The organism is Enterobacter sp. ku-bf2 (assembly GCF_001742765.1).
GTDB classification, from domain to species: Bacteria; Pseudomonadota; Gammaproteobacteria; order Enterobacterales; family Enterobacteriaceae; genus Enterobacter; species Enterobacter quasiroggenkampii.
Genome location: NZ_MDVW01000001.1, coordinates 725,691 through 739,673, shown reverse-complemented (window position 1 = coordinate 739,673; position 13,983 = coordinate 725,691). Strand labels below are relative to the sequence as shown.

Sequence of the window (13,983 nt, the reverse complement as noted above, 5' to 3'; positions counted from 1 at the left end):
GGAGGTTCTATGGCTGTCATAGTAATTACCGGTGGGACGGCGGGCGTGGGAAAAGCCACGGCGCTGCACTTTGCAAAAGCAGGTTACGATGTCGGCCTCATCGCCCGCGATGAGGCAAGCCTGCACTCCACCCAGGAAGAGTTGCGCCGCTTCGGCGTGAATGCACACGCCGTGCAGGCTGACGTCGCCGACAGTCAGGCGGTGGTGGACGCGGCTAACGACATTGAGTATCGCCTCGGCGCGATTGATGTCTGGGTTAACAATGCCATGGGGGCTGTGCTGGCGCCGTTTCGCACCCTTACGCCGGACGAGTTTCGACGCGTGACTGAGGTGACGTACCTCGGCTACGTGAACGGTACCCGCGCGGCGCTCGAGCTTATGGTTCCGCGCGACAGGGGCGTGATTATCCAGGTAGGGTCCGCGCTGGCCTACCGTTCCATTCCCCTGCAGTCCGCCTACTGCGGGGCCAAAGCGGCGATCCGCGGGTTTACCGACGCGGTACGTACCGAGCTGATGCATGAGAACAGCCGGGTTCAGCTTTCGATGGTGCAGATGCCGGGGCTTAACACGCCGCAGTTTGAATGGGCAAGGAACAAGTTCGCGTGGGCGATGCGGCCGGTACCGCCGGTTTTCGAGCCTGAAGTCGCCGCCAGCGCCATCTTCAGGGTGGCGCAAAAGCCGGTGCGTGAGCTGTGGGTAGGCAGCAGCACCATCCAGTCGATTGTCGGGCAGTTCCTCTTCCCGGGGTTTCTGGACCGGCTGATGGTGAAGAAAGCCTGGGAAGGTCAGATGACGGACGATCTGAACGCGACGGACCGCCGGGATTATCTCGACCAGCCGGTTAACGACCTGCACAGAATCCATGGCCGTTTCACTGACGAAGCGAAAACCCGCGCGACGTCCGTGACCTCCGGTATGCCGGGCAAAGTGGCGTTAGGGGGGCTGGCGGTGGCGGGAATTGTATTAACGCGTTTGCTCACCCGCCGGAAACCGTAATCAGCGCAGCGCGCTGCGGTGCGTCCAGAACCAGCGATAGCCGTAGCCGCCAAGGCTGAGCTCGACGGTTTTACCGCAAACCAGCGCGTCATCGTAGCGTTTGTCCGCAAGACAGGCGGTCCAGGTGGCGTTGCGGATCCCCTTGACGGTGAACCGTACCGGCTGGTCGCTGAAGTTAACAAAGGTCAGGATGCTGCGTTCTTCGGTCTCGTAATAGATCCCCAGCACCGCGTCACTATCGATCGTGAGGAGCCGAAAGGGCGCAACGGCGATTTCGGGGAACTCCGAGCGGGTATTGGTGATATCAATGATCCGGTGCAGAAGCGAGTTGCGGTGGAGCAGCGAATCGGCGACGTTGATTTTCTGATAGCGATAAGGGCCGCGGTCGATAATCGGCGCGATAAATTTTTCCGGGTCGGCTGCCGAAAAACCGCCGCCTTGCGATCCCGCCCACTGCATCGGCGTGCGGACGGCGTAGCGCTCCTCCAGATCGAGGTCATCCCCCATGCCGATCTCATCGCCATAGCGCATCACCGGAACGCCAGGCAGGGAAAAGAGTACCGCGTGGCAGAACGCCAGCCGCTTCAGATCGCCGTTGAGCATCGGGGACAGGCGACGGCGGATCCCGCGCTGGTAGACGTTCATCTCGTCGTCAGGGGCGAAGGTATCGAGGACAAACTGTTTGTCTTTCTGGCTGATGCCCTCCAGATCCAGTTCGTCGTGATTGCGCAGCCAGTTGGCAAAACAGCATGAATCGGGCGGGACGATCATCTTCTTCACCGCGTTGCGCAGCGGACGGGCGCTTTTGCGGGCCAGGCTGACGTAAAAATACTTGTTGAGCCAGAAATTGAGCACCAGATTCAGGCGGTCATTATTGCCAAAGTAGTCCTGATAGGCCTCCACCTCGACGTCCACTTCACCCAGCAGGATCGCCTCCGGATTATGCTCCTCAATAAGACGGCGCATATGCTCGAGGATCCACAGACCCTTTTTTTCATCACCATTTCCCGCCTGCGTGGTCAGGTGGGAGGCGGCATCCAGGCGGAACCCCGATACGCCCAGCTTGAGCCAGAAGAGGATGATGTTCTCAATCTCTTTCAGTACCGCGGGCGAGGTCAGGTTCAGGTCCGGTTCGTGGCGATAGAACATGTGCCGGTAGTATTGTCCCGCCTCGTCGTCCCAGCTCCAGATGCTCTCCTCCACGCCGGGAAACATCGGGGGCGTATCGTCCTCGTCGGTATCTGACCAGAGGTAGTAATCCCGGTAGGGTGACGCCGGGTTACGGCGGGCCTGCTGGAACCAGGGGTGCGCGTCGGAGGTGTGCTGGATCAGCAGCTCAATAATGACCTGCATGCCCAGCTCGCGGGCCTGTTCGATAAGGGCAATAATATCGGCCAGCTTTCCGAAGCGGGGGTCCACCTGGAGATGGTCGCTGACGTCATAGCCTTCATCGAGAAAGGGGGTGAGGTAAAACGGGGTGATCCAGATAACCGTCGCCCCCATCCGGCGAATGTAGCGCAGCTTGGCCGCTATCCCGGCGATGTCCCCGCAGCCATCGCCGTTCAAATCATAAAAGAGTGCGGTATCAATCTGGTAAATAATGGCCCGTGTATGCCAGTCCGTCATAGCGTTCCTCAGTGATAGCCTTCAGTATCCGAGACCTTGCCCCGGAAAACGTAGTAGCTCCAGGCGGTGTACACCAGGATCACCGGAATAATCAGTAACGTCCCAACCAGCATAAACAGCTGGCTGGCAGGCGGGGCTGCGGCCTCCCACAGGGTGATGCGTGGCGGAATAATATTTGGCCAGAGGCTGATGCCCAGCCCGCTAAACCCGAGGAAAATCAGCCCCAGCGTCAGCAGGAAAGGGCGAGAGTGGCTGTCCGGATTGCGGGTCAGGCGCCAGATCAGCACGCTGAAGATACCGACCAGCAGAGGAACCGGCAGGAACCAGAAGAAGTTGGGCAGGGTAAACCAGCGGTCGGCGACATACTGCCAGCCGAGCGGCGTCCAGACGCTGACTACCGCGATAACCACCATCAGGGCCAGCAGCACGTGGCGGGTCAGCTCACGCATGCGTTGTTGCAGCGCGCCTTCGCTTTTCATAATGAGCCAGGTGGTGCCCAGCAGCGTGTAGGCGACGACCAGACCGATGCCGCAGAAAAGGTTAAAGGGGGTGAGCCAGTCCAGCGCTGAGCCGACAAAGCGTCGGCCCTCCACGTCAAAGCCGTTGATCACCGCCCCCACCACCACGCCCTGGCTAAAGGTGGCGAGCAGGGAGCCGCCGGCAAAGGAGTAGTCCCAGAACCGGCGGTGTGAGGGTGTGGCTTTGAAGCGGAACTCAAAGGCGACGCCGCGAAAAATAAGGCCGATCAGCATAGCGGTGAGGGGGATCGTCAGCGCATCTATAATGACCGCGTAGGCCAGCGGAAACGCGCCGAACAGCCCCGCACCGCCGAGCACCAACCAGGTCTCATTGCCGTCCCAGACGGGCGCTACGCTGTTGACCATCACATCGCGCTCTTTCGCATCGCCCACGAAGTTAAACAGCAGGCCAATGCCCAGATCGAAGCCATCCATAATGATGTACATCAGCGTGGCAAACACGATGATGGCAAACCAAATCACTGAGATATCGACGCCCATCAGATTCTCTCCTCTTCCGGAACAGACTCAGCGGCAGACAGCGGACGGGCAGGCGTGCCCGAGGTGTTTGACGTCAGCGTATCGACGGGCTGAGGTCCTTTCTTAATCAGCCGGATGAGATAAACATAGCCCACGCCAAACACGGATGAGTAGACGACGAAGAACGCCAGCAGGCTGATGCTCATCTGTAGGGTACTGTGCAGCGATACCGCGTCGATGGTGCGCAGGTAGCCATAGACGACCCACGGCTGACGGCCCACTTCGGTGGTCACCCAGCCGGCAAGCAGCGCCAGCAGCCCGGCAGGCCCCATGCAGAGGGCAAACCACTGGAACGGACGCGAGTGGTAAAGTCGATGGCGATAGCGTAGCCAGAGGCTGACCAGACCAAGGGTAATCATCAGCAGTCCCATCCCGACCATCACGCGGAACGACCAGAAAACGATGGTCGAGTTTGGGCGATCCTCTTTCGGGAAGTCTTTCAGCGCCGGGACCTGCTTGTCCAGACTGTGCGTCAGGATCAGGCTGCCGAGCGCGGGGATTTCCAGGCCGTATTTGGTGCGCTCTTCCTCCATATCCGGCAGACCAAACAGCAGCAGCGGGGTGGCTTCACCGGGGGGATTTTCCCAGTGACCCTCAATCGCGGCAATTTTTGCCGGCTGATGTTCAAGCGTGTTAAGGCCGTGCATATCGCCCACTACCGCCTGAATGGGCGCGACCAGCAGCGCCATCCACATCGCCATCGAAAACATGGTGCGAACGGCGGGCGTATCGTTACCGCGCAGCAGATGCCATGCCCCCGATGCCCCGACAAACAGCGCGCTGCTCAGAAACGCGGCGATAGCCATATGAATAAGACGGTAAGGGAAGGAGGGGTTAAAGACGATGGCCAGCCAGTCCTGCGGGATCACCTGGCCGTTCTCGATAGTAAAACCCTGTGGCGTGTGCATCCAGCTGTTGGAGGCGAGGATCCAGAAGGTCGACATCAGCGTGCCGAGCGCCACCATGCAGGTCGAAAAGAAGTGCAGCCCCGGGCCGACTTTGTTCCAGCCGAACATCATGACGCCAAGGAATCCGGCCTCCAGGAAGAAGGCGGTTAACACCTCATAGGTCAGAAGCGGGCCGGTAATGCTGCCCGCGAACTGGGAGAACCCGCTCCAGTTGGTGCCAAACTGATACGCCATCACCAGCCCGGAAACGACGCCCATGCCGAAGTTAACGGCAAATATCTTTAGCCAGAAGTGGTACAACGATCGCCAGACGTCGTTTTTGGTGCGCAGCCACATGCCCTCCAGCACCACCAGGTAGCTGGCGAGACCGATGGTGATCGCGGGAAACAGGATGTGGAACGAGACGGTAAAAGCGAACTGAATTCTGGCCAGATGAAACGCATCGAGTTCGAACATGGTCCGTACCTCTGAGACGATGGGGCACGCGAATTGCCGGGCAGTTCAGGCCTGCCCGGCAAACCGATTACGGTTTAGTCTTTCCGGCACCCAGCTCGGCACCGGTCAGCGGGTCGGAATGTGGATCGGATTTCGTGCGGGCAGACATCGCCTTAACCAGGGTTGCCTGCTCGGTTGTGAGCGTGACGCTGGCACTGCCATCGCCGCCATCCACCGCAGGCTGGGGGGACTCAACGTAATCGAAGTGTTTATCGCTGTTCCAGCTTCCGCGAACCTCTCCACCTTCAGACATATTGTAGTACTTGTTGGTGAATTCCTCGATTGGCGGCAGTTTTCCCGGCGGGAAATTATTACGGATGGACTGCAGCGCCTTCTCAAAGGAGAGCTGATGCGCCGCCTCACGCGTCATCAGAAACGCCAGGGCATCTTTAACGCCGGGATCGTCAGTCACGTTGATCAGCCGTTCATAGATGATTTTGGCTCTGGCCTCGGCCGCCACGTTTGAGCGCAGGTCCGCCGTCGGCTCGCCGATGGTGTCGACGTAGGCCGCCGTCCAGGGCACGCCCGCCGAGTTGGTGAGCGGGGTACCGCCGCCGTAGAGCAGGGAGGTGATGTGGCTGTCATTGCCGTTTTCGGTCATGGAGCGATACAGCTCGGCCTCATTTTCCACCCCTTCCGCCAGCGCGCCCTTGGCACCTTTATTCAGCATACCGACCAGGGTACCGATGATTTCGAGGTGGCTTAACTCCTCGGTCGCGATATCCATCAGCATGTCTTTACGGCCCGGATCGTCATCGCTCAACCCTTGCGTAAAGTAGCGGCAGGCGGCGGCCAGTTCACCCTGCGGCCCGCCAAATTGTTCCAGTAAAAGGTTGGCCAGGCCGGGATTCGGTTCGGCGACGCGAACCGTGTATTGCAGCTGTTTGACGTGTCGAAACATAGGCACTCTCCTGTGGATTATTTTTTCGCTTCGACACCCGATGCGTCTGAGCGCAGCAGGAACTGTTCCGTCGTTTGCGGGATATGGCGAATCAGCCAGTCGGCCATTTCGCGCTCTTCTGCGAGGATCGTCTCAATAGCGGGTATCGAAGCGGTGTCCCCGGCTTTTTTGGCCGCTGCCAGCAGGGAGGTATAACAGGCGATTTCAAACTGTTCGAAAACATAGCCGCTGATCGAGCCCTTCACGATTTCGTCTGAAGGGAACATGCCGCCGATGGATTGCCCCAGCGCCGCCATTTTGCTCATCGAGTCTTTTAAGACCGAACGAGAAATATCATTACGGTCGAGGATTTCCTCCAGCAATGTGATTTGCCGTTTTGTCTCATTAATATGCTGTTCAATTCTGGCGCGAACATCAGGATAATTATCGATACGGCTGGCCATGGATTCCAGCATAGATTCGGCTTGCTTTTCCATCGCATGGGCATCGCGTAGCCAGTCATGGTAGTGTTCTACGTGATTCATCATTGTATCCTCATTAGGGGTTCGCTTATTTGGTCTCACTTTCAGCAGCCTGATCGGCACGTGCGGCACTGTAGCCAGATAAATGGCCGACAATATTGGCATAGATACTGATGATAATGACCCATAGCACGCTGTTCTTCCACCATATTACGGAAGGGATAGCGAGTATGAACCATATTATAGCTGCCGTTAAATGGCACCGTTTAATTGTCCTGGGACTGATGCTCATTTTATTTAACCTGTGTTATTGCGTCATTTCTGCGCTTTTTGGTTAATATTTCCAACGGCCAGGTCGGTGAGTTTAAGGTCGGTCTCTTTTTCTTCTTCCAGCGTTTCGGCAAGAAGTTTAACGGCTTTTTTATAGCCCAGTTGTTCTGCTAATGTGGCAAGGGTACCGTAGCTGGCTATTTCATAATGCTCAACTTTTTGTGCAGCAGCAATTAACGCGGCATCACGCACTTCATTTTTTTCCGTGCTTTCGATAACTTCGTTGGCTTCTTCAATTAAGCCTTCCATCGCCACGCATTTCATGCGTTTGATCTTAATACCGTCTTCCTGCTCGACGATCTGGTCGATACGTTCAATCTGACCCTGCGTCTCTTCCAGGTGTGCGGTAAAAGCGGCACTTAGCTTCTCGCTGGAGGCGGCACGGGCAAGTTTACTTAACGCTCGGGTAAGCTGCTTTTCCGCGCTGTAGGTATCCGACAGAAGATGAATAAATACATCCTCAACACTTTTCATATTCATAATAATTACGCTCCGGTAAAATAAAGAAAGGGTACTGCGAGCTTTTCAGCCCGCAGCATGCTCTCTGGTTTTATTAAAAGAGTACTAAATAAGATCAGGAGTTATCAGACTTACGGCCTCCGCCGTGACTGTTCTGTCCCCCTTTCTTACCCGCTTCAGATGCGCGTTGCGGATCGTTTTTAAAATTACCACCGCTGTGCTGGCCACCTTTACGTCCAGCTTCTGATGCTTTTTCACGGTCTTCAGCGAAATTACCGGAACCACCACGATGCTCTGCCATATTAAACCTCATAGTCATATATTGGTTATGTCAGTACGATACGAAAATATTCCGTATCACTCGTCGTTCGAGTAATAACTCTAGTCGCTGTGCGTCATCCGTCAAATGCGTTTTGCTATTTGCGGCTGCGTTATTTTTAAATATTTGTAAATTTACGCTTCGCTTAAAATGGAAATATGGATAGGCAGGAGGGACTTGTAAACAACCATTCGGATTAATCCTAACTTCGAACTAAAAATTTGAAAGGTGAGGAAAAAATAATGGCGCGCTCAAATTGGTTAATTTGCAGTCAGGAAAAAAGCAAAAAATACTCCTTTATAGCTAGCAAGCGGAACCCTAAATAATTATAAGGAAAATCCTGGATAAAAGCGTTCAGGTCGAAAGGGCGGTTTCGTTAAGGCTCGTTCAGGGGCTAGTAGCACACGGTTTGACCACTGTCGTCTTAAGATCACAAATCAGAAATTCTTCCCCCCGGAAGGAACGGGTTTCTCTACACTCCAGGTAATATTCACTGGAGGCATGACATCATGGCGAACACCATCACGGCTGATGACATTCGGGAACACTTTTCGCAGGCTATGTCGGCGATGTACCAGCAGGAAGTTCCGCAGTACGGCACCTTGCTCGAACTGGTTGCGGACGTAAACCTGGCGGTGCTGGAAAATAACCCACTATTACATGAACAACTGGCAAACGCCGATGAGCTTGCGCGCCTGAACGTGGAGCGTCACGGGGCGATCCGCGTTGGCACAGCACATGAACTTTCAACCCTGCGTCGTATGTTTGCCATTATGGGGATGTACCCGGTCAGCTATTACGATCTCTCCCAGGCGGGGGTGCCGGTCCACTCAACGGCGTTTCGCCCGATCGATGATGCGGCGCTGTGCCGTAATCCGTTCCGTATCTTTACGTCGCTGCTGCGCCTTGAGCTGATTGACAACGTCGCGCTGCGCGAACGGGCGGCGGAAATCCTCTCTCACCGGAACATCTTTACCCCGCGCTGCCTGGCGCTGCTCGATCTGTATGAATCTGAGGGGCAGTTTACTGACGAACAGGCGCACGAATTTGTGCAGGAAGCGCTGGAAACCTTCCGCTGGCACCGTCATGCGACGGTCGATCAGGAAACCTATCAGGCGCTGCATAACGAGCATCGCCTGATTGCCGACGTGGTCTGCTTCCCGGGCTGCCATATTAACCACCTCACGCCGCGCACGCTGGATATTGACCGGGTGCAGGAGCTGATGCCGAAGTACGGTATCGAGCCGAAAATTTTGATTGAAGGCCCGCCGCGTCGCGAGGTGCCCGTCCTGCTGCGTCAAACCAGCTTTAAAGCCCTGGAAGAGCCGGTGCTGTTTGCCGGGGAACATAAGGGCACCCACACTGCGCGCTTCGGTGAGATTGAGCAGCGCGGCGTGGCGCTGACCCCGAAAGGGCGTGAACTGTACGATAGCCTGCTTTCCCAGGCCGGTACCGGCAAAGATAACCTGACGCATCAGCTGCATCTGCGGGAGATCTTTAGCGCCTTCCCGGACAGTGAACTGCTAATGCGCCGTCAGGATCTGGCGTATTTCCGCTACCGTCTGACGCCTGCGGGTGAAGCGCATCGCCATGCGTTCCGGCCGGGCGATGATCCGCAGCCGCTAATAGAGCGCGGATGGGTGGTCGCTCAGCCGATCACCTACGAAGATTTCCTCCCGGTTAGCGCCGCGGGGATTTTCCAGTCCAATCTCGGGAATGAAACCCAGGCCCGTAGCCACGGCAACGCCAGCCGCGATGCGTTTGAAGACGCGCTGGGCTGCCCGGTGTATGACGAGTTCACGCTCTACCAGGAGGCAGAAACCCGCAGCAAACAGCGTTGCGGTTTGCTCTGAAATCGTTACTCTGCTGGGGTGTGATGGAAAAAATAAGGTCGTTATGCAAAATCCTTCCGCCCCTGTGGTTGAAACGCGCCAGGGCGCACTGTCTGGTTTAACCGATGAAAATGTCCACGTCTGGTGCGGCATTCCCTACGCCGCACCGCCCGTGGGCGAGTGGCGCTGGCGCTCCCCGCGGCCCCCTGAGCCGTGGGATGGCGTTCGCGAGGCCACAGCCTTTTCGGCCTCAAGCTGGCAAAGCAGCGAATATTGTCAGGAGCTGGGCGGGGGCGATCCCGGTCAGTTCTCGGAAGATTGTCTTTATCTGAACGTCTGGTCCCCCAAAGAGCGCGCCGGGGCGCTTCCGGTTATGGTCTGGCTGCACGGGGGCGGGTTTACGATTGGCGCAGGCGGCCTGCCGCCTTATAACGGCAAATCGCTGGCCACACGCGGGGTGGTTGTGGTCACGATTAACTACCGTCTCGGCCATCTCGGCTTTTTCGCCCATCCCGCGCTGGAAGGCGAGGAAGATCGCGTGGTGCATAATTTTGCCCTGCTGGATCAGATCGCGGCCCTCGAATGGGTTAGGGACAATATCGCCGCATTTGGTGGCGATCCTGGCAATGTGACCCTGTTTGGCGAATCCGCCGGTGCGCGCAGCGTACTCTCTCTGATGGCATCGCCCCTGGCGGCTGGCTTGTTCCACAAGGCGATTGTGCAAAGCGGGTATACCTTGCCGGACACGCCGCGTGAACAGGCGCTGCAAAAAGGGGAGGCGCTGGCCGCCCATTTTGGCCTGGAGAAGGCGACTGCTGAGCAGCTGCGCGCCATTCCGCCGGACGCGTTCTGGCCGTTAACCGCGCCGCTGAACGTCGCCCCGGTGCCCATCGTCGGGGACTGCGTTCTGCCCGAAGCGATGCTGGACGTCTTTTTCGCTGCCCGCCAGCATCCCGTACCGGTGATGATTGGGTCGAACAGCGATGAGGCCAGCGTGATGGCGGTGTTTGGCATCGATCTCGCCGGGCAAATTCAGAAGCTCCGCCGGGAGCGACGCTTCGGGCTGGGGCTGATTAAGCTGCTCTATCCGGGCGTCAAGGGCGATGAGGAGTTGGGCAGGCAGGTGTGCCGCGACATGGCGTTCACCACGATGGGCTACGTCGTGATGCAGGCGCAGCAGCGCGTCGGCGGACTGTGCTGGCGTTACTGGTTTGACTATGTCGCGGAAGCGGAACATGCCACCTATATCAACGGCGCCTGGCACGGCAATGAGGTGCCCTACGTCTTCGATACCCTCGGCCAGGTGGAGCCTTCACGCCAGTATGTCAACGAACGGGATTTACAGTTTGCTGCCCACGTGGCCGATTACTGGGTGAGCTTTGCGCGAGATGCAGGGCCTCGTGAGATCCTGCCAGGGCCGACGCACTGGCCCGCATGCCGAAAAGGGCGGGACGTTTTGTTACGCATTGGTGTGAATAAACATGCAGGATTCCGGCTTGAAAACCGCTTTATGCGCGCCCGCATGAGCCTCTTCAAACGGGTAATGAAGCACCACGTCAGCCTCGATTAAGCAAACAGGCGCGAAACGCCGCCAGTCCATTTTCCTCCCCTGGCGTTTCGCGCAGCACCAGCCGGTAGCTCGCGCCGGTTTTTATGCTGGTTTCATAAGGCCGCATCAGTCTTCCCGCGCGGACATCTTCGGCCACCAGCGTTTCGTCGGCAATGGCCACGCCCAGCCCCTGAATGGCGGCCGTAATGGCGAGATCCATCGTGTCGAAGTGTTGATTTTTGTGCATGGCAAAGCCCGGACCTTCCTGTTTCGTCAGCCACAGCGACCAGTCTGTCTTATCCCTTGTGGGGTGCAGGAACGTCAGCGATCCCAGCGCTGCACCCGCCCGCACCGGGCTTATCACCGGGGTGAGCGCCTCTTCGAACAGCAGGTCGCCTGCGCTCATGTGTGTGCCGAACACGATGGCCGCGTCGTAAGATTCGGTTTTGAAATTGACGTTGTGATCGGTGGTGGTGGTCAGGGCGATCTGCAGATCCGGCTGCTCACGCTCCACCTCCAGCAGGCGCGGCACCAGCCAGCGCATGGCACAGGTGGGTGCCTTGAGCCGGATCACGGTCTGCTGGCTGCGGGCCTGGTCGGCCACGGTCAGTAATTGTGCGAAAGCAGACTGCAGTTCCGGGAGAAGGGCGCTGCCCTGCGAAGAGAGGCGCAGGCCGCGTGCGTGGCGTTCAAAAAGCGGAAAGCCAAACCAGGCCTCAAGGGAGGCTATTTTGCGGCTCACGGCCCCCTGTGTCAGGCAAAGTTCTGCGGCAGCATGGGTCAGATTCAGGTGACGCGCGGTGACTAAAAATGCGTCGATGGCATTGAGCGGGAGCGAACGGCGCGACATGGAAACACCTCAGCTATGCATTTTTCTCATGGCTATTATGACAACAATTCGATTGTCCCGACAACAGAGATGTTGTTTGAATAGTTATGCAATGTCCATGAGAAGGGAAAGAGGATGACTTTACGAACGCCAGTGCAAACGCGCTCTAAACTGCCCGATGTGGGCACCACCATTTTTACCGTTATCGGCCAGCTCTCGGCGCAGCATAACGCGATTAACCTTTCTCAGGGCGCACCGAATTTTTCCTGCGACCCGAAGCTTGTTGCGGGCGTTACCCGCGCAATGGAGGCGGGGCATAACCAGTATGCGTCGATGACCGGTCTGCAGCCGCTCAAAGAGCGTATTGCCGATAAAATTGCCACCCTATACGGCACGCGATATGACCCGGCCAGCGAGGTGCTGGTGACCGCCAGCGCCAGCGAAGGGCTCTATTCGGCAATCAGCGGGCTGGTGCACCCGGGTGATGAGGTGATCTACTTTGAGCCGTCATTTGACAGCTACGCGCCGATTGTCCGTCTGCAGGGGGCAACGCCGATTGCCATCAAGCTCACCGTGCCGGATTTTGCCGTCAACTGGGACGAAGTCCGGGCTGCCATCTCCCCGCGCACGCGCATGATCATCATCAATACGCCGCACAACCCGAGCGGCCAGGTTTTTTCAGCCAACGACCTGCAGCAGCTGGCGGCGCTGACGCGCAATACCGACATCATCATTTTGTCTGACGAAGTGTATGAACACGTGGTGTTTGACGGTGAGCCGCACCACGGGATGGCCACGCACCCGCAGCTGGCGGAGCGTAGCGTGATTATTTCTTCTTTCGGAAAAACCTATCACGTCACCGGCTGGCGCGTGGGTTACTGTGTTGCACCGGCGGTGCTGATGGACGAGATTTGTAAAGTCCATCAATTTTTAATGTTTTCTGCCGATACGCCAATGCAGCACGCGTTTGCTGAACATATGGTCGACCCGCAAACCTGGCTGTCGCTGTCGGCGTTTTACCAGCGCAAGCGCGATCTGCTGCAGAGTCTGCTGGCCGATTCGCCGTTCACGCTGCTGCCCAGCGCCGGATCGTTCTTCATGCTGGCGGACTACAGCCAATTCAGCAACGAGCGCGACAGCGAGCTGGTGAAACGGCTGATCGTTGAGTACGGTGTAGCTACCATTCCGCTGTCGGCGTTTTATGCGGACGGTACGGATAATAAATTGATTCGTCTCTCTTTTGCGAAAGATGAGGCGACGTTACGGGCAGGTGCCCAAGCCCTGTGTCGGGTTAAACCACGCTGAGATAGGCTCTGAGGAGTTTGAAATGAAAATACGCGCGCTAGTTGTCGGCATGGGATTGCTGTGTACCTTTTCCTCCTTCGCGGCGTCCGAGCTGCGTTACGGTCTGGAAGCCGAGTATCCGCCGTTTGAAAGCCGCAATGCAGCAGGCGAACTGGAAGGGTTTGACGTTGAGCTGGGGAATGCCATCTGCAAAGCGGCAGCGCTGAAGTGCAGCTGGGTTGAAACCTCGTTTGATGCGCTGATCCCGGGCCTGGTGGCGAAGAAATTCGACGCCATCAACTCGGCGATGAATATCACCGAGCAGCGCCGCAAGAGCATCGATTTTACCCAGCCGATTTACCGTATTCCGTCGCAGCTGGTGGGCAAGGCCGGCACGGCGGTCGAGGCAACCCCAGAAGGGCTGAAGGGGAAAACCATCGGCGTGCTGCAGGGATCCATTCAGGAAACCTATGCCAAAGAGCACTGGGAAAAGCAGGGTGTCACCGTGGTGTCGTATAAAGATCAGAATATGGCCTGGGGCGATCTGCTGAATGGCCGTATCGACGCCTCGCTGGTCATGTCCGCGGCCGGGCAGGCAGGTTTCCTCAGCAAGCCGCAGGGGAAAGGGTTTGGCTTCATCGGCAAGCCGGTGTCTGACGACACTATCCTCGGCAGTGGGATCGGCTTTGGTTTGCGTAAAGGTGACGAGGCCACCAAAAAGCAGCTTGATGCCGCAATTGATAAAGTACGTGCCGACGGCACGATCGCCAAACTCGCTGATAAGTACTTCCCGGGTATCGATGTCAGCGTAAAATAACCGCCTCATTCGCCCCGTCAGCTGATGTCCTGACGGGGCATTTTTATACACATTTTCCAGGCTTTCTTTACACCACTTTCGGGCCGTTCTGGTCGACAGAAAATATTTCTCACTTTGTT

The 13,983-nt window shown here is 57.2% G+C and carries 14 protein-coding genes; 5 read left to right on the top strand and 9 right to left on the bottom strand.

Features of this window, described 5'->3' with window-relative positions; all coding sequences use genetic code 11:
• Nucleotides 1-9: 9 nt before the first annotated feature.
• On the top strand, nucleotides 10-996 hold the full coding sequence (locus tag BFG58_RS03540; protein ID WP_069719255.1) for an SDR family oxidoreductase: 987 nt from the start codon (nucleotides 10-12) through the stop codon (nucleotides 994-996).
• On the opposite strand, the gene BFG58_RS03535 is transcribed toward BFG58_RS03540, so the two are convergent.
• The 8 genes from BFG58_RS03535 to BFG58_RS03500 form a co-directional block, all read right to left on the bottom strand.
• The gene (locus BFG58_RS03535; protein ID WP_069719254.1) at nucleotides 997-2,622 is read right to left on the bottom strand and encodes an alpha-amylase family protein; all 1,626 of its coding nucleotides are present in this window, start codon (nucleotides 2,620-2,622) and stop codon (nucleotides 997-999) included.
• An 8-nt stretch (nucleotides 2,623-2,630) separates the two neighbouring features.
• The gene (gene cydB / locus BFG58_RS03530; protein ID WP_048030525.1) at nucleotides 2,631-3,641 is read right to left on the bottom strand and encodes a cytochrome d ubiquinol oxidase subunit II; all 1,011 of its coding nucleotides are present in this window, start codon (nucleotides 3,639-3,641) and stop codon (nucleotides 2,631-2,633) included.
• Nucleotides 3,641-5,044, bottom strand: a complete 1,404-nt coding sequence (locus tag BFG58_RS03525) for a cytochrome ubiquinol oxidase subunit I (protein ID WP_045910508.1) — start codon at nucleotides 5,042-5,044, stop codon at nucleotides 3,641-3,643. The genes cydB and BFG58_RS03525 overlap by 1 nt, the downstream gene beginning before the upstream one ends.
• Before the next feature lie 67 nt (nucleotides 5,045-5,111).
• Nucleotides 5,112-5,984 (bottom strand): manganese catalase family protein, encoded by an 873-nt coding sequence (locus tag BFG58_RS03520; RefSeq protein ID WP_008502274.1) that lies wholly within the window; start codon nucleotides 5,982-5,984, stop codon nucleotides 5,112-5,114.
• A gap of 17 nt (nucleotides 5,985-6,001) precedes the next feature.
• The gene (locus tag BFG58_RS03515; RefSeq protein WP_014883791.1) at nucleotides 6,002-6,508 is read right to left on the bottom strand and encodes a ferritin-like domain-containing protein; all 507 of its coding nucleotides are present in this window, start codon (nucleotides 6,506-6,508) and stop codon (nucleotides 6,002-6,004) included.
• A gap of 25 nt (nucleotides 6,509-6,533) precedes the next feature.
• The gene (locus BFG58_RS03510) at nucleotides 6,534-6,737 is read right to left on the bottom strand and encodes a hypothetical protein (protein WP_013096662.1); all 204 of its coding nucleotides are present in this window, start codon (nucleotides 6,735-6,737) and stop codon (nucleotides 6,534-6,536) included.
• A 23-nt stretch (nucleotides 6,738-6,760) separates the two neighbouring features.
• Complete coding sequence (locus BFG58_RS03505) at nucleotides 6,761-7,255, bottom strand: ferritin-like domain-containing protein (RefSeq protein WP_023311678.1); 495 nt, start codon at nucleotides 7,253-7,255, stop codon at nucleotides 6,761-6,763.
• Nucleotides 7,256-7,349: 94 nt separating this feature from the next.
• The gene (locus tag BFG58_RS03500) at nucleotides 7,350-7,535 is read right to left on the bottom strand and encodes a general stress protein (RefSeq protein ID WP_004150795.1); all 186 of its coding nucleotides are present in this window, start codon (nucleotides 7,533-7,535) and stop codon (nucleotides 7,350-7,352) included.
• Between the two features lie 527 nt (nucleotides 7,536-8,062).
• On the opposite strand from BFG58_RS03500, the gene BFG58_RS03495 reads away from it, so the two are divergent.
• The gene (locus BFG58_RS03495; protein WP_045910509.1) at nucleotides 8,063-9,406 is read left to right on the top strand and encodes a VOC family protein; all 1,344 of its coding nucleotides are present in this window, start codon (nucleotides 8,063-8,065) and stop codon (nucleotides 9,404-9,406) included.
• 43 nt (nucleotides 9,407-9,449) lie between these two features.
• Nucleotides 9,450-10,955 carry a carboxylesterase/lipase family protein gene (locus BFG58_RS03490; protein WP_069719253.1) on the top strand — a complete coding sequence of 502 codons (1,506 nt, stop codon included), beginning with the start codon at nucleotides 9,450-9,452 and terminating at the stop codon, nucleotides 10,953-10,955.
• Here BFG58_RS03490 and BFG58_RS03485 read toward each other — a convergent pair.
• On the bottom strand, nucleotides 10,942-11,784 hold the full coding sequence (locus BFG58_RS03485; protein ID WP_069719252.1) for a LysR family transcriptional regulator: 843 nt from the start codon (nucleotides 11,782-11,784) through the stop codon (nucleotides 10,942-10,944). The genes BFG58_RS03490 and BFG58_RS03485 overlap by 14 nt on opposite strands.
• A gap of 114 nt (nucleotides 11,785-11,898) precedes the next feature.
• Between BFG58_RS03485 and BFG58_RS03480 the strand changes: the two genes are divergently transcribed.
• Both BFG58_RS03480 and BFG58_RS03475 read left to right on the top strand, forming a co-directional pair.
• Nucleotides 11,899-13,068 (top strand): pyridoxal phosphate-dependent aminotransferase, encoded by a 1,170-nt coding sequence (locus BFG58_RS03480; RefSeq protein WP_045910512.1) that lies wholly within the window; start codon nucleotides 11,899-11,901, stop codon nucleotides 13,066-13,068.
• 22 nt (nucleotides 13,069-13,090) lie between these two features.
• Nucleotides 13,091-13,864 (top strand): transporter substrate-binding domain-containing protein, encoded by a 774-nt coding sequence (locus BFG58_RS03475; RefSeq protein ID WP_048030514.1) that lies wholly within the window; start codon nucleotides 13,091-13,093, stop codon nucleotides 13,862-13,864.
• The last annotated feature ends 119 nt before the right edge of the window (nucleotides 13,865-13,983 follow it).

Bases quoted from the DNA above. Each gene is read 5' to 3' on its own strand.
- BFG58_RS03540 (WP_069719255.1), top strand. From the start codon at position 10: ATGGCTGTCATAGTAATTACCGGTGGGACGGCGGGCGTGGGAAAAGCC.
- BFG58_RS03535 (WP_069719254.1), bottom strand. From the start codon at position 2,622: ATGACGGACTGGCATACACGGGCCATTATTTACCAGATTGATACCGCA.
- cydB (WP_048030525.1), bottom strand. From the start codon at position 3,641: ATGGGCGTCGATATCTCAGTGATTTGGTTTGCCATCATCGTGTTTGCC.
- BFG58_RS03525 (WP_045910508.1), bottom strand. From the start codon at position 5,044: ATGTTCGAACTCGATGCGTTTCATCTGGCCAGAATTCAGTTCGCTTTT.
- BFG58_RS03520 (WP_008502274.1), bottom strand. From the start codon at position 5,984: ATGTTTCGACACGTCAAACAGCTGCAATACACGGTTCGCGTCGCCGAA.
- BFG58_RS03515 (WP_014883791.1), bottom strand. From the start codon at position 6,508: ATGAATCACGTAGAACACTACCATGACTGGCTACGCGATGCCCATGCG.
- BFG58_RS03510 (WP_013096662.1), bottom strand. From the start codon at position 6,737: ATGAGCATCAGTCCCAGGACAATTAAACGGTGCCATTTAACGGCAGCT.
- BFG58_RS03505 (WP_023311678.1), bottom strand. From the start codon at position 7,255: ATGAATATGAAAAGTGTTGAGGATGTATTTATTCATCTTCTGTCGGAT.
- BFG58_RS03500 (WP_004150795.1), bottom strand. From the start codon at position 7,535: ATGGCAGAGCATCGTGGTGGTTCCGGTAATTTCGCTGAAGACCGTGAA.
- BFG58_RS03495 (WP_045910509.1), top strand. From the start codon at position 8,063: ATGGCGAACACCATCACGGCTGATGACATTCGGGAACACTTTTCGCAG.
- BFG58_RS03490 (WP_069719253.1), top strand. From the start codon at position 9,450: ATGCAAAATCCTTCCGCCCCTGTGGTTGAAACGCGCCAGGGCGCACTG.
- BFG58_RS03485 (WP_069719252.1), bottom strand. From the start codon at position 11,784: ATGTCGCGCCGTTCGCTCCCGCTCAATGCCATCGACGCATTTTTAGTC.
- BFG58_RS03480 (WP_045910512.1), top strand. From the start codon at position 11,899: ATGACTTTACGAACGCCAGTGCAAACGCGCTCTAAACTGCCCGATGTG.
- BFG58_RS03475 (WP_048030514.1), top strand. From the start codon at position 13,091: ATGAAAATACGCGCGCTAGTTGTCGGCATGGGATTGCTGTGTACCTTT.